The 16,573-nt window shown below is 63.8% G+C and carries 17 protein-coding genes and 1 tRNA gene; 12 read left to right on the top strand and 6 right to left on the bottom strand.

What is annotated here, in order from left to right:
• Positions 1-76 precede the first annotated feature (76 nt).
• Together H5V44_RS07350 and H5V44_RS07345 are read left to right on the top strand one after the other, a co-directional pair.
• Positions 77-742 (top strand): HAD family hydrolase, encoded by a 666-nt coding sequence (locus H5V44_RS07350; protein WP_185192457.1) that lies wholly within the window; start codon positions 77-79, stop codon positions 740-742.
• The gene (locus H5V44_RS07345) at positions 739-1,758 is read left to right on the top strand and encodes a phosphotransferase family protein (protein WP_185192456.1); all 1,020 of its coding nucleotides are present in this window, start codon (positions 739-741) and stop codon (positions 1,756-1,758) included. The genes H5V44_RS07350 and H5V44_RS07345 overlap by 4 nt, the downstream gene beginning before the upstream one ends.
• A gap of 105 nt (positions 1,759-1,863) precedes the next feature.
• Here the strand turns inward: H5V44_RS07345 and H5V44_RS07340 are convergent, their stop codons facing one another.
• The 4 genes from H5V44_RS07340 to H5V44_RS07325 all read right to left on the bottom strand — a co-directional run bounded on the left by H5V44_RS07340 (position 1,864) and on the right by H5V44_RS07325 (position 4,874).
• Positions 1,864-2,298, bottom strand: a complete 435-nt coding sequence (locus H5V44_RS07340) for a hypothetical protein (RefSeq protein WP_185192455.1) — start codon at positions 2,296-2,298, stop codon at positions 1,864-1,866.
• Between the two features lie 81 nt (positions 2,299-2,379).
• Positions 2,380-2,841 carry a metal-dependent hydrolase gene (locus H5V44_RS07335; RefSeq protein WP_185192454.1) on the bottom strand — a complete coding sequence of 154 codons (462 nt, stop codon included), beginning with the start codon at positions 2,839-2,841 and terminating at the stop codon, positions 2,380-2,382.
• 48 nt (positions 2,842-2,889) lie between these two features.
• Positions 2,890-3,438, bottom strand: coding sequence for a phosphatase PAP2 family protein (locus H5V44_RS07330; RefSeq protein ID WP_185192453.1), 549 nt, complete (start codon positions 3,436-3,438; stop codon positions 2,890-2,892).
• A gap of 107 nt (positions 3,439-3,545) precedes the next feature.
• Positions 3,546-4,874: an arylsulfotransferase family protein gene (locus H5V44_RS07325; RefSeq protein ID WP_185192452.1), complete on the bottom strand. Its 1,329-nt coding sequence runs from the start codon at positions 4,872-4,874 to the stop codon at positions 3,546-3,548.
• A 160-nt stretch (positions 4,875-5,034) separates the two neighbouring features.
• Between H5V44_RS07325 and H5V44_RS07320 the strand changes: the two genes are divergently transcribed.
• The 5 genes from H5V44_RS07320 (at position 5,035) to H5V44_RS07300 (ending at position 8,676) form a co-directional block, all read left to right on the top strand.
• A complete protein-coding gene (locus H5V44_RS07320; protein ID WP_185192451.1) occupies positions 5,035-5,421 on the top strand; it encodes a DUF7475 family protein in 387 nt (128 codons plus the stop codon).
• 92 nt (positions 5,422-5,513) lie between these two features.
• Positions 5,514-6,230 (top strand): hypothetical protein, encoded by a 717-nt coding sequence (locus H5V44_RS07315; RefSeq protein WP_185192450.1) that lies wholly within the window; start codon positions 5,514-5,516, stop codon positions 6,228-6,230.
• A 67-nt stretch (positions 6,231-6,297) separates the two neighbouring features.
• A complete protein-coding gene (locus H5V44_RS07310) occupies positions 6,298-7,473 on the top strand; it encodes an inorganic phosphate transporter (protein WP_185192449.1) in 1,176 nt (391 codons plus the stop codon).
• Positions 7,474-7,564: 91 nt separating this feature from the next.
• Entirely contained in the window at positions 7,565-8,548 is a 984-nt protein-coding gene (locus H5V44_RS07305) for a class I SAM-dependent methyltransferase (protein ID WP_185192448.1), read from the top strand.
• A 55-nt stretch (positions 8,549-8,603) separates the two neighbouring features.
• Positions 8,604-8,676: transfer RNA gene (locus H5V44_RS07300), tRNA-Thr, on the top strand.
• 292 nt (positions 8,677-8,968) lie between these two features.
• Here the strand turns inward: H5V44_RS07300 and H5V44_RS07295 are convergent.
• The gene (locus H5V44_RS07295) at positions 8,969-9,526 is read right to left on the bottom strand and encodes a hypothetical protein (protein WP_185192447.1); all 558 of its coding nucleotides are present in this window, start codon (positions 9,524-9,526) and stop codon (positions 8,969-8,971) included.
• Positions 9,527-9,688: 162 nt separating this feature from the next.
• Between H5V44_RS07295 and H5V44_RS07290 the strand changes: the two genes are divergently transcribed.
• The 4 genes from H5V44_RS07290 (at position 9,689) to H5V44_RS07275 (ending at position 12,907) form a co-directional block, all read left to right on the top strand.
• On the top strand, positions 9,689-10,318 hold the full coding sequence (locus H5V44_RS07290; RefSeq protein WP_185192446.1) for an MjaI family restriction endonuclease: 630 nt from the start codon (positions 9,689-9,691) through the stop codon (positions 10,316-10,318).
• 46 nt (positions 10,319-10,364) lie between these two features.
• A complete protein-coding gene (locus H5V44_RS07285) occupies positions 10,365-11,468 on the top strand; it encodes a DNA-methyltransferase (RefSeq protein WP_185192445.1) in 1,104 nt (367 codons plus the stop codon).
• A gap of 454 nt (positions 11,469-11,922) precedes the next feature.
• Complete coding sequence (locus tag H5V44_RS07280; protein WP_185192444.1) at positions 11,923-12,285, top strand: hypothetical protein; 363 nt, start codon at positions 11,923-11,925, stop codon at positions 12,283-12,285.
• 70 nt (positions 12,286-12,355) lie between these two features.
• A complete protein-coding gene (locus H5V44_RS07275) occupies positions 12,356-12,907 on the top strand; it encodes a type IV pilin (RefSeq protein WP_343067697.1) in 552 nt (183 codons plus the stop codon).
• Between the two features lie 360 nt (positions 12,908-13,267).
• On the opposite strand, the gene H5V44_RS07270 is transcribed toward H5V44_RS07275, so the two are convergent.
• Positions 13,268-13,534, bottom strand: a complete 267-nt coding sequence (locus H5V44_RS07270; RefSeq protein WP_185192442.1) for a PRC-barrel domain-containing protein — start codon at positions 13,532-13,534, stop codon at positions 13,268-13,270.
• A gap of 769 nt (positions 13,535-14,303) precedes the next feature.
• Between H5V44_RS07270 and H5V44_RS07265 the strand changes: the two genes are divergently transcribed.
• Positions 14,304-16,562, top strand: a complete 2,259-nt coding sequence (locus H5V44_RS07265) for a histidine kinase N-terminal 7TM domain-containing protein (RefSeq protein WP_185192441.1) — start codon at positions 14,304-14,306, stop codon at positions 16,560-16,562.
• The last annotated feature ends 11 nt before the right edge of the window (positions 16,563-16,573 follow it).

Raw genomic sequence — 16,573 nt, 5'->3', positions numbered from 1 at the left:
GGGACCCGGGCTCCCGGTTTCGGCGGTTCGTTCCACGGTGCGTGCCGTTTAGTGTCTCCGCCCCGTATCGCTGGCAATGACCTTCGAGGCGGTGGTGTTCGACCTGGACAACACGCTCTGCCGGCGGACCGGCGACGTCGACACCGCCTACCGCCGGGCGTTCGATCTGGTCGGGGCCGAACCGTTCGGGGCGCCGGAGGAGCTGTGGGCCGCCCTCGACGGCCCGCCGGATCCCGACGACCGGACGGGGTATCTGGGCGCCGGGTTCGCTCGCGTCGCCGCCCGTCACGGCCGGTCAGAAGTCGATCCGATCGCGCTCGCTGCCGCCCTGCTCGACGGGATCGACGACGCCGACGTCGAGTTCCTTCCCTGCGCGGAACGGGCGCTCCGGGCCTCCCGGGCGGCGGGGGAGGTTGGGATCCTCACGAACGGCCCGGAACGCCGCCAACGCACCAAGATCGACGCGCTCGGGCTCGAAAGCGGGACGGACGCGATCGTGTACGCCGGCGACCTCTCCCGCCGGAAACCCCACGTCGACCCGTTCGAGGCGATCCTCTCGGAGCTGGGCGTCCCCGCCGATCGGGCCCTCTACGTCGGCGACTCGCTCGGGTACGACGTCGCCGGCGCGCACAACGCGGGGCTTTATGCCGCGTGGCTCAGCGGCGGCGACGGCCCGGGTGAGTACACCCCGGAGTACGTGCTCGAATCCCTGTGTGACCTCGAAGCGGTACTCGCGGAATGACGGAGGCGCCGTCGAAACTCGGCCGGATCGCCCGACGAGTTCGACCGGACGCCGTCGTCGAGCGGATCGAGCCCATCGACGTCGGAACCCGGCGCCGGACTGCAGTCGTCGGGTTCGCCGACGCGGAGCCGATGGTGGTTCAACTCGCCGACAACCCGGACGCGGCCCGGGTCGAGACGCGGTTGCTCGACGCGATCGCCGAGCGGACCTCGATTCCGGTGCCGACACCGCTGGGGAGCGGCACGGTCGATTGCGACGGGTGGCTGGCAACCGCGCTGGTGGCCGGCGACGACCTCCACCAGTCGTTCACCGACCTCGATCCCGCGGGGCGGCGCCGTATCGCACGCTCGTTCGGCCGGTATCTCGCGGCGCTCCACGGGGCGTTCCGGTTCGAGGGGTACGGCCCGCTGACGGTCGCGGACGGTGAACTCTCGATCGCGGACGCGTCCGCCGCGGGGGTCGCGGGGGATTCTGGTACCGGGGCTGTCGGTGGCAGGGGAGAGGACGAACGACGCGGCGCCGGGAGAGAGTGGCGGACGTGGCTCGCGAGGTTCGGGCGGTCGGGCCTGGCACGGCTTCCCCCGGAGTTCGACGCGCTCCGCGCCGACGTCGCTGCCGTGCTCGACGGCTTCGAGGCCGACCGGGCGCCGGTCCCGCGGCTGTTTCCGTGGGACCTGCGGCCGGGCAACGCCCTCATCGCCGACGGCCGCGTCGCCGCCGTCCTCGACTGGGAAGCGCCACTTTCGGCCGCGCCGGCCCTGTCGGTCGCAAAGACCGAGTATCTAGTCGCCGACTGGTACGTCCCGGATGCGGCGACGGAACCGCTCCGCGAGGCGTTCCGCGCGGGCTACGAGTCAGTCCGCGAGTACCCGCGCGTCCGGCCGGTCCACCGGGTCGCCGCGGTCGTGAGCACCGCCGTCGACTCCCGGGGCGCGGTCACCAACCCCGGATACCCGCCGGTCCCGCGGGCCGACGCGGTGCGGTTCCACCTCCGGACGTTGCGGACGCTGTTGTGATACTGGTGGCTATACTCACGTAAAGATTTTCGACACCCCGGGGTGTCGAAATCCGTCACGGGACTGTAGCCGACAGTATGAGCACGTCGCAGTCGCCGCGGCTGGTCAGCCCGGGAGGCACTCCAGCGACACGCTGACGTCGTAGAACTCCGTGTTCTCGATGTCGGCGGCGTCGTCGGTGGCCGAAGCGACCACGGTTTCGCCCGGATCGAGCCGCCCCGAGAGGGTGTCGCGTCCGGTCCGAGCCGGGATCCCGAGCGACGTCCCCTGCTCGAATATCACGGTCACCTCGTACCTGATCGGGACCTCGCCCGTGTTGCGGAATCGGAGCCGCACGGACGGCTGTGACCCGAGTTCGATCCGCGCCGCCTCCTCTACGACCTCGAAGTCGTCGGCGCAGGGGGCGTCCGATCGGAAATCGAGGTCGTCGGACGGCGCCGCGACGGCTCCGGAGCGAGCGCACCCGGCGAGTCCACCCGCGAGCGCGACCCCCGCCGCCCGCAGACACCGACGCCGGGCCAGGCTTGGCTCTTCGGACATACCCGCAGTACGGGGCCAGACAGTGTAAGCCCGGTGGCCGACCCCCGCGTGTGGGAGCCTACGCCGCGACGGTCCCGACCGTCAGGCCGCCGCGGTCCGCTCGTGCACCGCCCGGAGGGCGAGCGCCGCCGCGCCCGCCCAGATCGCGACCTCGACGAAGAAGGAGGGCGACCAGAGGTAGTAGAAGACGAACTCTCCCGGGGGGATGGCGAGTGGGTCCGGGGGGATCGCGAGCGGCCACAGAAGGAACAGCGCGTCGCCGGCGCGGCCGTTGACGATCACGTGAAAGGCGTCGAGAAAGAGGTGCAAGCTCCATCCGAGCGCCGCCGCGACCCCGGCCCGACCGACGAACGCGATCGGAAGCACCACGACCGCCAGAAGCGCGCTGTGACCCACCGAGTGGAACAGGTCGACGACCCCAAGCGAGGCGAGCGGCTTGTCGAGGAGGTCCGGAAGCGCCGCGCCGACGACCGCCCACCCGACCGGGAGCCGGAGCCGACGACCGAGGAGTCCGGCAGCCAGCAGGTGGGTCGCAAAGAGCACGGATCGTCTACGCCGGTGCGGTACTTGTGGGCTCCGGCCCCGGGGGCGTCACGCCGATTCCGGGAGACGGGCCCGAAGCCGCGGCGCCAGCGACCGACCCACCGCGAACGCCGCGATCCCGAGCGCGACGCCGACGAGCGTGTCGCTGAGGTAGTGGGTGCCGAGGTACATCCGCGAAACCGCGACCGTCGCCGCGAGCGCGGTCACGATCCGGAACGGGAGGTTCTCGGACCCGCGGGAGACCAACGCGAGGACCGTCACCGCCGCGGCGTGTCCGGAGGGAAACGAGTGGGGAGTGAGTCCGGAGCCGGAGGTCTGACACACCGGGTCCGCGGGGAACGGCCGCTGGACGAGATACATCAGCGCCGGAACGACCACGCCCGAGACGGCCAACGCGACGGCGCCGACCGCGAACTCCCGCCGCCACCCCGCGAGATAGAAGATCCCGAGGAACACGGCCGCCGCAGAGGCCGACCCGAGGCCGGTGACGGAGGTCATCACCTTCGTCAAAAGCGGGTGTCTGATCGCGACGAACAGGTCCGCGACGGCGGTGTCGACGGCGATGATCCACGCGAGGAGGTCGGCCGCGGCGCTCATCCGTCGACGTGGCGTGTCGGCCGATCCGCCCGGCGTCGACCCGACAGAACCGGTGTGGGAGGCTGCCAGTACATCGTTGTCGGGCCGAGTGAGGGACCCGCCGCGGTTTACCTTTTTGTTCCTGACCGTCGGTACCGGTTCACTCGGTAGCCGACGACCAGAGCGATCGCCAGCACCCCCGACGTTGCGGCCGCGAGTGCGGCGGCTTGCCCGAGCGACGACAGCCACAGCGGGGCGACGAACCCGACGGAGTTCCGGACCACCGGCGGGAGGAGCGCGGCAGTGAGCCGTCGGCTCGTGGACCCGCCGAGGGTCGCCGACGTCGACGACCGGTTTTCCAGGCCGAGTCGGTCCGCCGGGGCCGTCTCGCTCCGGTTCCAGTCGTTGCCGATCCGCTCGACATCGTAGACGCCGACGCCGTCGATCTCCCAGACCACCTCGCCGTCGGTGTCGACTTCGAGGACCCGCCCGCTGTTGGTGTCGCCGACGAGCGTGTGGCCGTTCGGGAGTCGGTCGGCGTCCCGGGGCCACGCCATCCCGGTTTCGGTCCAGGTCCACGTCCGGACCCACGCGCCGTCGTGTCGGCGGTACTCCACGATCCGGTCGTTCTGGGAGTCGGCGATCAGGACCGCCGGCCGCTCCCCGGCGGGGATGTAGTCGGGGTTGTGCTGCTCGTTGAGGATCCGGTAGTCGTCGTCGCTGCCGAGCGTCCACGCCCGATCGACGCCCGAACCTGGATCGACGAACACGACCGAATCCTGGTTCCGGAGGCTCACCATATACCGGCCGTCCGGGAGGCGTTCGACGTCGTTGAGGTGGGTCCAATCGTACGGGAACGGCCCGCCGGAGTCGAGGGCGTACGCCGACTGTGCGGACCACTCGTAGGTCCGCTCGCCGGTCCGGGTGTCGACGACGAAGATCGAGTCATCCCGGATGTCCGCGACGGCGAGCCTGTGGGGGCCGACCCTGTCGACGTCGTGCCACCGGTGGGGACGGTCGGTCCGCGGCACTGCGTGCCGGTACACGTCCGTCGTCTCCCCGGTGGTGAGGTTGACGCGGCGGACGACCTGGACGGTCGTGTCGCCGTCGTACTCGGCCCCGACGAACTCGACGGTGTGGCTCCCGCTCGGCGCGGGGTCGACGTCGTGGTACCGATCCAGGGAGTCGTCGAAGTACCGCACCCGCCCGTCCGGGCTGAACGCGACGAGGAAGTTGTGGCGGTACTTCTGGGTGGTGACCACGGTCGTTCCGTCGGCCGGCGGCGCGATCGGGTCGCGATCCGCGTACGGCAGTTCCGCCTGCTCGGCGGCGGCAGCGCCGACTGAGGGGTCGAGTTCGCTCCCGACGAACTCGACGGCGACGACCCCGGTCGAGGCGACCGCGATCACACAGAGGACGACGACCGCGGCGCGGAGACGGGGCGGAAGTCCGAACATCGGGTTGTTGGGACCGATACGCCAACCCGCGGGAGCCGGGATTAATACGCTATCGGTTGGCGACTCCGCCGGAGGGTCGTCGCGGAACCGCCCGACGGCCGCCGGCAGCTCGCTGTCGAAGGACCGATCTTTTATGATTTTTCGGTCCCACTGCACGAGTATGAGCACGGCGACCGACTCCGGACTGTTCGACCTCCAGACGCTCACCCCGTTGCACTACCTCGGAATCCTGTTTGCGCTGGTCAGCGGCGTGATCCACCTCAGACTCGGCGTCGGGTTCGCGCCCAGCCCGCTCGGGCTGTCGTTCCTGTTTGCGGGCGTGGTGTTCCTCGTCGCGAGCGCCGCGATCTTAGCGGACTACCGGCGTCGGCTGCTCTACGGCCTCGGCATTCCGTTCACCGCAGGACAGATCGTGCTCTGGTATCTGATCAACTTCGCCGGGGGCGGGAAGTCGTTCCCCGCCGACGTGGGCACGTTCGGGTGGATCGACAAGGTCGCGCAGGTACTCCTGATCGTCGTGCTGATCGCGTTACTCCGCCGGGAGTGATGGGGGAGGCGGTATCCGAGGTATGGGGCCCGTTGCCGGATCCGGGGCGCCATTCAACGGACAAAAGACCCCACCCCCCGTAGACACGGTAGATGAAACCGAACCAGGTCGATTTTGCCGTCGATATCGCATACGGCGTTCTGCTGTTTCTCGCGATCGTACTCATCCTCACCGTCGGGACCGCCGTCGGGATCGCGTTCGGGCTGGGTGCGCTGGTGTCGTATGCGATCCACGTCGGGTGGAAGATGTCGCGGTTCGACCCCGAGTGGATGACCACGGAGGTCGCCGAGCAGGTCGGGGAGACGATCACCGAGGAGGTCACAGAGACCGTCGGCGAGCAGGTATCGAAGGACGTCAGCGGCAACGTCGAGGCTCAGATCACCGAGCAGGTCTCCGAGGAAGTCGGCGAGAAGGTCACAGAACAGGTCACTGCAGACGTCGGCGAGAAGGTCACAGAACAGGTCACTGCAGACGTCGGCGAGAAGGTCACAGAACAGGTTACCGAGGACGTCGGTGAGGAGGTCGCAAAGCAGGTCAGCGACGACGTCGAGGAGAAAGTGGCGGAGAAAGTCACGGACGACGTTGCGGAGAAAGTCAGCGACGACGTCGAGGAGAAAGTGACTAAGGAAGTCACCGAGAACGTCGAAGAGACGATGTCGAAGGAGATCGCCGAAAACGTCGAGGGGGTGCTCTCCGACGAGATCACGTCGATCATCGAACAGTTGGAGGAGGTGAACGACCGGATCGAACGCCGGCCGAGCCGCGAGGAGATCGAAGCGGAACTCACAGAGGACACCGAGAGCAAATGACGCGGTCCGATCCGCGCGCCCGGAACGCGTCCAGCCGCAAGCGACGGCCGCGGCGGGTGCGGTAGCGATGCTCAGCGGCCTCATCCTGCTGGGCCTGGCGGTCGCGCTGTTCGTCGGGTTCAACATCGGGGGATCGAACACCGGCCCGTCGTTCGGGCCGGCGGTCGGGGCGGGCGTCCTCTCGAAGACCCTCGCGGGCGTCCTGATGTCGGTGTTCTTCTTCATCGGCGCGTGGACCATCGGCCGGCGGGTCGTGGACACGCTGGGGAGCGAACTGGTGACGAGCCCGGGGGTGTTCACCGTTGAGACCAGCATCGTAGTGCTGTTTTTCATCGGCGGCGCGCTGTTCGTCGGCAACTACGTGGGCGTTCCGGCCTCGACGTCGATGACGGCGGTCGGCGCGATCGCGGGGCTCGCGCTCGCCGCGGGGGAGTTGAACCTCGCGGTGATGGGCGAGATCGCGGTGTGGTGGATCGTCGCGCCGCTGGTCGGCTTCTGGGTGTCGGTGATGATCGGTCGGTACGTCTACCCCACGATCAACGAGTGGATCGCGATCACACAGAGCGAGGGCGCCCTCCTCGAAGTTGACCGCTCGGGGGCGATTCCGGTCCCGCGTCCGGGGCCGAACACCACGCGCCGGGAGTTCTTCGGCACGTTCACCCTGGTGTCGATCAGCTGTCTGATGGCGTTTTCCTCGGGCACCTCGAACATCGCAAACGCGGTCGCGCCGCTGTTCGGCGCGGGCGTCGACCTGAACTTCCTGATCCTCGTGGGGTCGGGCGCGGTCGCGGTCGGCGCGCTCACGATCGCGCGGCGGACGCTCGATACGCTCGGCAACGACCTCACCGACCTCCCGCTGACCGCCGCGATCGTCGTCGCCGTGGTGGCCTCCGCGATCGTGATCGGGCTGTCGGCGATCGGGATCCCGGCGTCGTTCGTGATCATCGCCACGATGTCGATCGTCGGGCTCGGCTGGGGCCGCGCCACCCGGACCACGACGCTCTCGGAGGGACTCCGGGGCGGCGAGGACGCGACGGTTTCGGTCGGTGCCCTGGCGGCCGAGGAACCCGGGGAGGCGGCCCCGGGAGTAGGCGAGGAGGAAGCGTCGGACATCCCCGGCGCCTCCGACCTGTTCGATCCCGCGACCACCGGCCGGGTGATCCTGATGCAGAACCTCGTCCCCGTGCTCGCGACCGTCGGTGCGTACGTCACCTTCTGGGCGCTCTTCCGTTTTGCGTGGTGACGAAGAGGGAGCGGCAGCCGCCGATCCCGTGCGTTCGGCGGCGGGAGCGCGGAAACGCCACGCTTACTCCCACCGATCACGAGGTCCGGATATGTCGGTTCCCTGCGTCCGCGTCCCGACCGAGCGCGGCGAGGAGACCCGAAAAGCCCTCGCGGCCCGGGACCTGCTCGACCGACGGTACGAGATCACAGCAGCGGAGGGTTCGCTCTACATCCCGGTCACCGACCCCGAGTCGGTGCCGGCAACGCACGAAGTCGTCGACAGGGAGGTCCCGGAACGGGAGACACAGACCACGCCCGCGGACGTCCTCGGGTTCGAGCCGTCCTACGAACGCCTGGGTGATGTCGTCATCCTCGACGAGGACGACCCCGACCGCGCGCGGCGGATCGCCGAGGCGATCGCGGCGTCGGATCTCCGGGCGACCACGGTCGTGAACCGTGCCTCGAAGGTCTCTGGGGAACTCCGGGTTCGGGAGTGGGACGTGCTCTTCGGCGAGTCGACGGAGACGGTCCACCGGGAGTACGGCCACGAGTTCGCCTTGGACATCGCGGAGGTATACTTCTCGCCGCGGCTCGCAACCGAGCGCCACCGCGTGATCGAGCAGGTGACCGAAGGGGAGCACGCGCTGGATACGTTCGCGGGGGTGGGGCCGTTCGCGGTGCCGATGGCGAGCCGCGGGGCCGACGTCGTCGCCTGCGATCTCAACCCCGTCGCCGTCGAGTACCTCCGGGAGAACGCCCGCCGGAACGGCGTCGAAAGCCGCGTGACCGCGATCGAGGGCGACGCACGCAACCTCGTCGGGGAGTATCGGGGGTGGGCCGACCGACTGGTCATGAACCTCCCGCACACCGCAGGGGAGTTCCTCGACACCGCGGTCGCACTCGCCGGCGACGAGTGCGTCCTCCACTACTACGACATCCAGCACGAGGACGACCCGTTCGGCCCCGGGATGCGGGCAATCCGCGAGGCCGCCGAACCGAGCTACGACGTCGCAGTCGAGACCGAACGGGTCGTCCGGTCGTACGCACCCCACGAGTACAACGTCTGTCTCGACGTCCGGCTCACGGCACGGTGATTCGGAAGCCTTTTTTAGGTCATCACAGTAGCAGAAGGTGCCCTTCGACGGGCGCGCCGGCGTAGCTCAGCTGGCAGAGCGATTCCTTCGTAAGGAATAGGCCGAGGGTTCAAATCCCTCCGCCGGCTTAAGATCGCCTCCGGCTCCCTTATGACCGTAATCAACCGTAAGAGGGGCTAATACTTGAATATTCCTCTCGACACCCCCTGATTCGAGAGACATTTGATTCGGTCTCACCGCCCACTTTTGCCGGAAACATTTGATTCGGTCGCCGATACGTGGCCCCTCCGTCTTGCGTTTTGAAAAGGGAGTACTATTCTGGCGGAGAGACAAAGATCCCACGTCGGAATTAGAAAAGACAGCACCGGGAACGGTCTCGCCACAATCCAGACAACTGTTCTCCAGTTGCTACTGAGTCATCTAATCTGGCCGCTTCCCAGAAGTACAACGCCCGATCAGAGAATTTTCGACTTCTTTAGTCAATCGTCTGAGTCGGGGTAAAATGGCGGTTTCTACGGTTGATCCACTCATAGTAATATTTGTTTTTGTACTATTATATCCGTTAGTGTCCACCGATTTCATATTGATAGGTTGACCGTCGATATTCACTTGATATGAATTTAAGCCCTTTTCACGGTACGTTATTTTCTCAAAACTCTGAACAGCGTTCTTGAGGGAAGGATTCTTTCGTATATCGTTTAGTGTTCGGTTATAGTCATCTATGTGCCCGAGAATACGTCCGGGATGGTAGCGTTCATCGTATTGTAACTCGTGTTCAATATCCTCCCGTAATTCCCTGAGACGGAGGATGTATCCAGTAGCCTCCCGAAAAAGTCTTATAGCCTCTGTAGACTCAATCTCAAGCCCCTGTTCTTTTTCTTTGGCGACCCCTGCACGTCTCAGTGCTTCAAGTTCTAACTGGTGTATCTCCTGTATCTTATTTGCTATTTTTTCTTCGTAATCATCTGATGCGTCCATACCCCACAGTTGAGAAGCCAGTAGTATAATTTTAAAATGACCGAAGTGAAAGTGGAGCAATGTTACTGGCTGTGAGTTCTGTGACCTCTGTAACCGATGAGCAGGAAGTAGAACCACTAATTCCCACCAGAATTATGATTAAGGGTTGTAATTTGCCGGACTATGTCTCGGACAATCCGGCTCTCCGAAGAGGAACGTGAAGAACTGGTAGCAGATATTGATCCTGAGTTTCCGAAGTATACGACTCAGATAATGAATACTGCGAATCAGAACTCACAGGGGACTCGCCCACCTACTGTTGGTCAATTAAGTGCGATTATTGAAGAATACAAAGAGGAACATCCAGAGGGAGAGTATGAAGACTGGGTCAATTTCTATTTTGAAAATTATGATGGTGAAAAGAGAATTGAAGAAGCGACCGATAAAGTATTTGAGATGGTCGTAAAAATGCGGGAGGCGGCAGAAGAAATTGACCGGGAGATGGTCAACCGGTGGGTAAAAGATCTCGTACTCTACAAAACGTACACCGGATTAGGTCGCAATGAGGAAGCGATCTTAAACAAACTATCCCAAGAGTACGATCTTCCGTATGAGGTTGGGACTGCTGAAGACGAATCAAAAGGTATTGATGGCTATCTTGGAAAACAGCCCGTCTCTATTAAGCCTACCACTTATAAGCAAAAAAGTAGACTACAAGAGGAAATTCAGGCACCAATTGTCTACTATGAAGACTATTCGACCACAGAGACTCTCAAACTCCATTTGGACGAACTCGATGAAGTACTCAACTGAGGAGTCTACGAAAACTTAAGGAAGCACCGTTTGGTATCAGTATCTAATGGAAACTAAGCACAGAGTAGTTAACGCTGATTCCCGTTCACTTTCTGGATTGGATAGTAACTCTGTTGAACTAATCGTCACTTCACCGCCGTATCCGATGATTGAAATGTGGGACGAACTATTTTCTGAACTCAACTCTGAGATAAGCGACCATCTGGAGAACGGGAATGGTCAGTCTGCGTTTGCCCGAATGCACGAAGAACTTGAGAAAGTCTGGGCTGAGGTGAGTCGCGTACTCGTTGATGGGGGTATTGCGTGTATTAATATCGGTGACGCCACTCGAAAAGTTGACGGAAGTTTTCGTGTCTTCCAAAACCACTCGGAGGTTATCAACAAGTTTGAGAATCTTGGGTTTGAACCTTTGCCAGAGTTGTTGTGGCGTAAGCCGGTCAACTCGGGTGCGAAGTTTATGGGTTCGGGTATGCTTCCCCCGAATGCCTACGTGACGCTTGAACACGAATACATTCTGGTCTTCCGGAATGGGAAGGAGAGTCGGGAATTCGAACCGGGGTCAGAACGTAGATATAACTCAGCGTATTTTTGGGAAGAGAGAAATCAATGGTTTTCGGACGTTTGGATGGATATTAAGGGAGAATTTCAATCACTTGAAGAAAATGAGTTGAGGGAGCGTTCCGCGGCCTATCCATTTGAGGTTCCATATCGCTTAATCAATATGTACTCAGTCTATGGAGATACAGTTCTCGATCCATTCTGGGGAACGGGTACCACATCGTTCGCCGCAATGGTCGCTGGGCGAAATTCTATCGGATATGAAATGGAAGAAGAATTCGTACAACTGTTTCAGAGTCGTGTCGAAGAGGTTCCTAAGTACTCCCGAGAAGTCGCCAGACAGCGATTAGACGGTCACAAAGAGTTTGTTGAGGAGCGGTTGTCCAACGGCAAAAACCTCAAATACGAAGCCGATAACTACGATTTCCCAGTCACAACGAAACAAGAGAAACCAATACAGTTCTATACTGTTTCGGACGTTCGGGAAACGCAAGATGGCTACGAACTTTCACACGAGCCAGTTGAACGAGCAAATATTCGAATCGAGGAAAGCGAACAAACTGGGGAGGTTACTTCTCTCTCGGATTTTTGACCCAACTACAGGTCAGTGTATATTAACACGAATGAATGATAATTGAAATGAAATTGTACCGTGCTATCCAAATCGATTATCCCTACCCTCGGTGGCAATCGAAGCAGGAGAGGTCGTCACCGTCTGGGCCGTGGCACTTGGGGTCTCCATTCGGAGAAGTCCCCGGCTCCCCACCATCGGGCTTCAGTTTCTCGGCTATCGTCGTAGTCTCGGTCTCCCCAGACGGCGTCGAGGCGACCGAGTCACCGACAGTCGCGGTCGATCTGCCCGAGGGCTTCCGCGAGACCACGGACCCGACGGCGGTGGTGTCGAACACTCGTAGCGGTCGCCCGGGTCGCCGACGTCCATCTCGTCGCCTCTCGGATCGACCAGTCGTGGCTCGCCGATCGGCATCGACAGGGTCTCCCTGGCGTCGGTGAATCGTGTACCCGACAGCAGGAGGGCTCAGACACCGGTGCTGCCCTCGACGTCGCGGCGCCCGGTACGCGCGGCGGCACTTTTTCGCGCGCTCGCGAGGACGGATACCGAGACGCTGCCGTACACGGCGCTGTACAGCCGGAGGACAGTCTCGACGGGGCGCGTCTGTCAGGTGATCGGCGAGCTCGCCGACGCCGTGCCGGTCCGGCCGTTCGGCCCGACGGACGAGCGCCGGGTGGAGCCCACGCAGGCCGGTTGCGAGTTCTACGAGGCCGGGATCGCTGTCCAGACGCGACTCGCCGAGCGCGTTAGCGAGCCCGGAACGTTCTCCAACGATAGTGTCGACAGCGGTGATGATGTTCTCATCGAGGAGCGGGAAGAGCGGAGTCCGGCTATCTAACTCGGCTGTGGGTGGTACATACGAACTACACACGAACTATCTTGTACCAGGGTAGCTAACAACGAGCATAGTGAGTTCGTCGTCACGGGCTGTTTCACCAGTCATAGCGAGCGTGCTGATGATTGCTGTCGTGGTGATACTCGCCGCGACGGTTTCGGTGTTTGCGCTCGGATTTACCGACGAGGTGAACCAGTCCAGCCCCGTCGTTGGTCAATCGAGCGGCGAACTCGTTCCGCAAGATGGGAGTGATGACGGTATCATTCGGGTAACTCACGTCGCCGGCGACACGATTCAACTGTCTGATATGGAGGTCATCGTGGATGCATCGGATGCCTGCGGGAAACGAGGCCGACTAGTCGACCTGCCGGTACCCTCGGGTGGCAACGACATCGAGCAATCGAACATCGAGGGCGATGACATCTTCGACCAGAGAGCGTACGGATTTGACGCCGTCCCCGGTCCGAACGCGATTCATAACCCGGAGTACGCAGCCGGCGAGGAGATCGCATTCCGGATCACCGGTGGTTCGTGCCCGATCACTCAGGGGGATGAAATTACTGTCCGTGTCGTCCACCTCCCCACAAACTCGATTGTGATCGAAGAAACGCTGACCGCGACGTAGGAGCCGTGTAGGCAACGGCTCTCGGTCACGATCTGCTGCGGGGAAGTACTCAGCCCTCCGTTTCGTCGACACGCCCGTCACCAGGTATCAGGGGACGGGAGGGGTAATCACGGCGACTCCGAAAGTTGCATCCGTTCCGGAAGCTCCTGAGACCGAGTGAGAGTGATTACACACACACCGTGGGTCACTGCACGCTCGATCGAGCCATCCGGGTTAAATACGCAGCTCACGCAGTTCTCGTCCGGTGTAGGGCGAGTTCGTTACCACTGATGTCGTAGTCCCCAGCCGGCTCGACGGGGTATGAGCGATCGCTCAGGGCTGCAATGGAATCGCCCTCCGGCAGGGCGGCCGCGCAGAAACCTACAGCCCGTCAGGCGCCCCGCCCCCGTCCTTCTGCGGCGGCCGAACGAGCAAGTAGTCCTGTCTTGCTTCGATACGATCGGCTGGCACCAGGAGGTGGCCATCGTCAGTTCGATTGTAGCCACCGCCGCCGCCACCGTGCGCTTTCAGCCGGAGATTCCGGAGGTCTCCCGTTTCCGGATCCATCGTGACGCTTTCGATGACACCGAGTTCAGTACCTTCGACCGTCATTACCTCATTACCCCTCAACGAGGATGCGAGGACCATACGTGATCAACCGACGCGACCCGTTTAACCTCCGACATAACTGAAACGACCGCTTCAGCAACTCGTCGCTGGCCCCTCCGGGGGCCGGCGAGATCCGCCGGACACGCGGCAGTTATGCTCAACGGTACCTATACCCTCATACTGTCGGCGATAACTACGTGAACATCTCCCAGACCTCCGGGGTGTCGGGATCCGTCACGCGACCACAGCCGACAGTATCAGTATCCGATCTGTAGACGGTCGCGTGATCCGTCGTTCACAGCGGCGGCCCGTTGTAGCCGTTCGTATACTGTTGGCTACAACTACGTGAAGATTTTCGACACCCCGGGGTGTCGAAATCCGTCACGGGACTATAGCCGACAGTATATCCTCCCTCGTGTCCGCGATGCCCGGGAGACGTACTCGCGTCGCCACTGCGGCGGCCCTCGTGCGGCCGCCGCCGGCGTCGACGGGTCGTTCCGCTCGGAGCGCTGCCTCTATCGGCACCGCAGTGAGAAAACGCTCCGCCGGTTCTTCTCCCGCCGAAGTCAGTCTGTGTTTTCACGCCCGATTCCGGAACTGCTGACGGGGAACTCCCTTGCCAGCCGCGCTCCACGCTGTTCGAGAGTGTCCACTGAAGCCTCGATCGGTGCAGATATCACGGCTGGGAGTTCGGACAATGCCGGTGTTTAAATGTGAAGCCGCCGATACTATTCGGTAACACCGTCCAGCGCAGATGTCACGGTACCCGTCCGAACGACCGATGCCGGCCACACCGCACCCGTAGCCGATGGTGTGGCAACAGACCCCGTACACGCTGCCGCTGGCGGCGACGACGGCGTTCCTCTTCGGGTTCGCGACGTACCTGTGGTCGCTGGACCGGAGTCGGTGGGGGTCCGGCACGTTCCTGGGTGGACTCCTGCTTTTCGCCGGCGGAAGCTGGACGGGGCTCTACACCCTGCGACTCTCGGCGGCGACACTCCCCGGGAAGCTCCTCTGGATCCGATTGGAGTTCGTCGCGGTACTCGCGCTGTCGGTGATCTGGCTGGCGTACGTCGTCCAGTACACCGGCCGGACCAGGTGGCTCACAAGGCGGGTGTTCGGGCCGCTGGCCGCCATCGCGGCCGGGATCGAACTCCTGGTTCTCACCGACGGGAGCCACCACCTGATCTACCGCGAGTACGGGCTCACACAGGTGGCGTCGTTCACCGTGTTCGATCCGGTGTACGGCCCCGCGTTCGCGGTGTACCTCGGCTTCTCGTACACGCTGTTGGGAGCGTCACTGCTGTTTCTGGCCACCGCAGCGGTGCACGCCCGCGGGGTGTTCCGGTGGCAGATCGGCGTGCTCGTCCTGTTCTCGGTGGTGCCGGGAGCGGCGGGGATCCTCTACGTCACCGACGTCACCTTCGTCCCCGGGCTCAACGTCGCCGCGCTGTCGTTCGCCGTGTCGGCGGCCGTGGTCGTGGTCAGTTTCGCCCGGTTCCGGTGGACGGAGATGACCCCGATCGCCAGGGATCAGGCGTTCGAGGCGATGACCGAAGCGGTGGTGGTGCTCGACGCGAAGCGGCGGATCATCGACTTCAACGCGGCGGCGGAACGCGTCCTCCCCGAGTCGGGCGACGGCCTGATGGGAGATCCCGTCACCGAGCCGCTTCCCGATCTCGCGGGGGCGCTCGACGGGCTCGACGGGGCCGACGACGCAGAGGCCGAGGTCAGAACGGAGCTCACGGGTTCGGACGGCGACGACAGGCTCGAACTCGACGTCCGCGTCTCGCCGATCGGCGTCGGAGAGTCGACGGGGTACACCGTCCTCCTGCACGACATCACAGCCCGAACGGTCGCCGAGGAGCGCGCCGAGGAGCGGCGGGAGAAGATCGAGGAACTCCACCGGATCGCCCGTGATCTGACCGCAGCCCGGACCCGGGAGGAGGTCTTCCAGCGTGCCGTCGACGGCGGGGAGGCAGTCCTCGGCGCCGACGTCTGCCGGCTGGCCGTCGTGGACGACAGCCACCTGATCCCGGCTGCGAGTTCCGGCGAGGACCCCCTCGACAGCTACGACCCACAGCCGATCGACCGCGGGGTCGCCGGGGTGACGTTCCAGTCGGGGGCGCCGGTCGTGGTCGACGACCTCGCGGAAACCCGGAGCGCCACGGCGCCGGCATCGGGGTCGGATGGAGGGCCGTATCTGGCGGACGGGGCGGCGGCGCCCGAACCCACCCACCGCGCGCTCCTGAGCGCGCCCGTCGGCGACATCGGAACGATCCAGGCGCTGTCGACCGAGCCAGGGGCGTTCACCGACGACGACCGCGAGGTGATGGAGCTTTTGACCACCCACATCGAGACCGCAATCCAGCGGGCCGACGCCGAGGCCGACCTCCGGACCGAACGGGACCGCTTAGAGGAGTTCGCGAGCGTGGTCAGCCACGACCTCCGGAACCCGCTCAACGTCGCACAGGGGCGCATCGAACTACTCAAGCGGGAGGCGCCCGCGGAGCACGTCGAACCGATCGATCGGTCGCTCTCGCGAATGGAGGATATCATCACGGACATCCTGACGCTCGCTCGCGAGGGGGAGGCGGCCGGGGACACCGACACAGTCGACCTCGAACTCTGCGTCGGGGATGCGTGGGCCATCATCGACACGGGGTCGGCGGTGATCGAGCACGCCGACGAACTCGGCACCGTTGAGGCTGACCCCAGTCGGCTCCGACGGCTGTTGGAGAACCTCTTTCGGAACGCAATCGAACACGGGTCGACGGTCTCCGAAGGCGACGACGGCGCCGGAATCGGGACCCAGGCCGATCCAGCGGTGACGGTCCGGGTCGGCCGGCTTGACGACCGGGAGGGGTTCTACGTCGCCGACGACGGGCCGGGGATTCCGGCGGAGGACCGTGGATCCGTCTTCGAGCAGGGGTACACCAGCCGGGAGGAGGGAACCGGACTGGGTTTGGCGATCGTCGAGCGGATCGCCGACGCCCACGGCTGGACCGTCGTGGCCGCCGAGTCCGACGCCGGGGGCGCGCGGTTCGAGATCCGGACGAACGAGTGACCGTCCCCGGG

Source organism: Halobellus ruber (assembly GCF_014212355.1).
GTDB lineage: Archaea > Halobacteriota > Halobacteria > Halobacteriales > Haloferacaceae > Haloquadratum > Haloquadratum rubrum.
Note: the sequence above shows the minus strand (reverse complement) of the source record. Positions and strands in the feature narration are given on the sequence as shown.

What these genes read in the sequence shown, in the direction of transcription:
- H5V44_RS07320 (WP_185192451.1), top strand. Translation starts at nt 5,035, where the DNA reads ATGAGCACGGCGACCGACTCCGGACTGTTCGACCTCCAGACGCTCACC.
- H5V44_RS07310 (WP_185192449.1), top strand. Translation starts at nt 6,298, where the DNA reads ATGCTCAGCGGCCTCATCCTGCTGGGCCTGGCGGTCGCGCTGTTCGTC.
- H5V44_RS07270 (WP_185192442.1), bottom strand. Translation starts at nt 13,534, where the DNA reads ATGGTCCTCGCATCCTCGTTGAGGGGTAATGAGGTAATGACGGTCGAA.
- H5V44_RS07285 (WP_185192445.1), top strand. Translation starts at nt 10,365, where the DNA reads ATGGAAACTAAGCACAGAGTAGTTAACGCTGATTCCCGTTCACTTTCT.
- H5V44_RS07325 (WP_185192452.1), bottom strand. Translation starts at nt 4,874, where the DNA reads ATGTTCGGACTTCCGCCCCGTCTCCGCGCCGCGGTCGTCGTCCTCTGT.
- H5V44_RS07305 (WP_185192448.1), top strand. Translation starts at nt 7,565, where the DNA reads ATGTCGGTTCCCTGCGTCCGCGTCCCGACCGAGCGCGGCGAGGAGACC.
- H5V44_RS07345 (WP_185192456.1), top strand. Translation starts at nt 739, where the DNA reads ATGACGGAGGCGCCGTCGAAACTCGGCCGGATCGCCCGACGAGTTCGA.
- H5V44_RS07330 (WP_185192453.1), bottom strand. Translation starts at nt 3,438, where the DNA reads ATGAGCGCCGCGGCCGACCTCCTCGCGTGGATCATCGCCGTCGACACC.
- H5V44_RS07340 (WP_185192455.1), bottom strand. Translation starts at nt 2,298, where the DNA reads ATGTCCGAAGAGCCAAGCCTGGCCCGGCGTCGGTGTCTGCGGGCGGCG.
- H5V44_RS07265 (WP_185192441.1), top strand. Translation starts at nt 14,304, where the DNA reads ATGGTGTGGCAACAGACCCCGTACACGCTGCCGCTGGCGGCGACGACG.
- H5V44_RS07315 (WP_185192450.1), top strand. Translation starts at nt 5,514, where the DNA reads ATGAAACCGAACCAGGTCGATTTTGCCGTCGATATCGCATACGGCGTT.
- H5V44_RS07350 (WP_185192457.1), top strand. Translation starts at nt 77, where the DNA reads ATGACCTTCGAGGCGGTGGTGTTCGACCTGGACAACACGCTCTGCCGG.
- H5V44_RS07290 (WP_185192446.1), top strand. Translation starts at nt 9,689, where the DNA reads ATGTCTCGGACAATCCGGCTCTCCGAAGAGGAACGTGAAGAACTGGTA.
- H5V44_RS07295 (WP_185192447.1), bottom strand. Translation starts at nt 9,526, where the DNA reads ATGGACGCATCAGATGATTACGAAGAAAAAATAGCAAATAAGATACAG.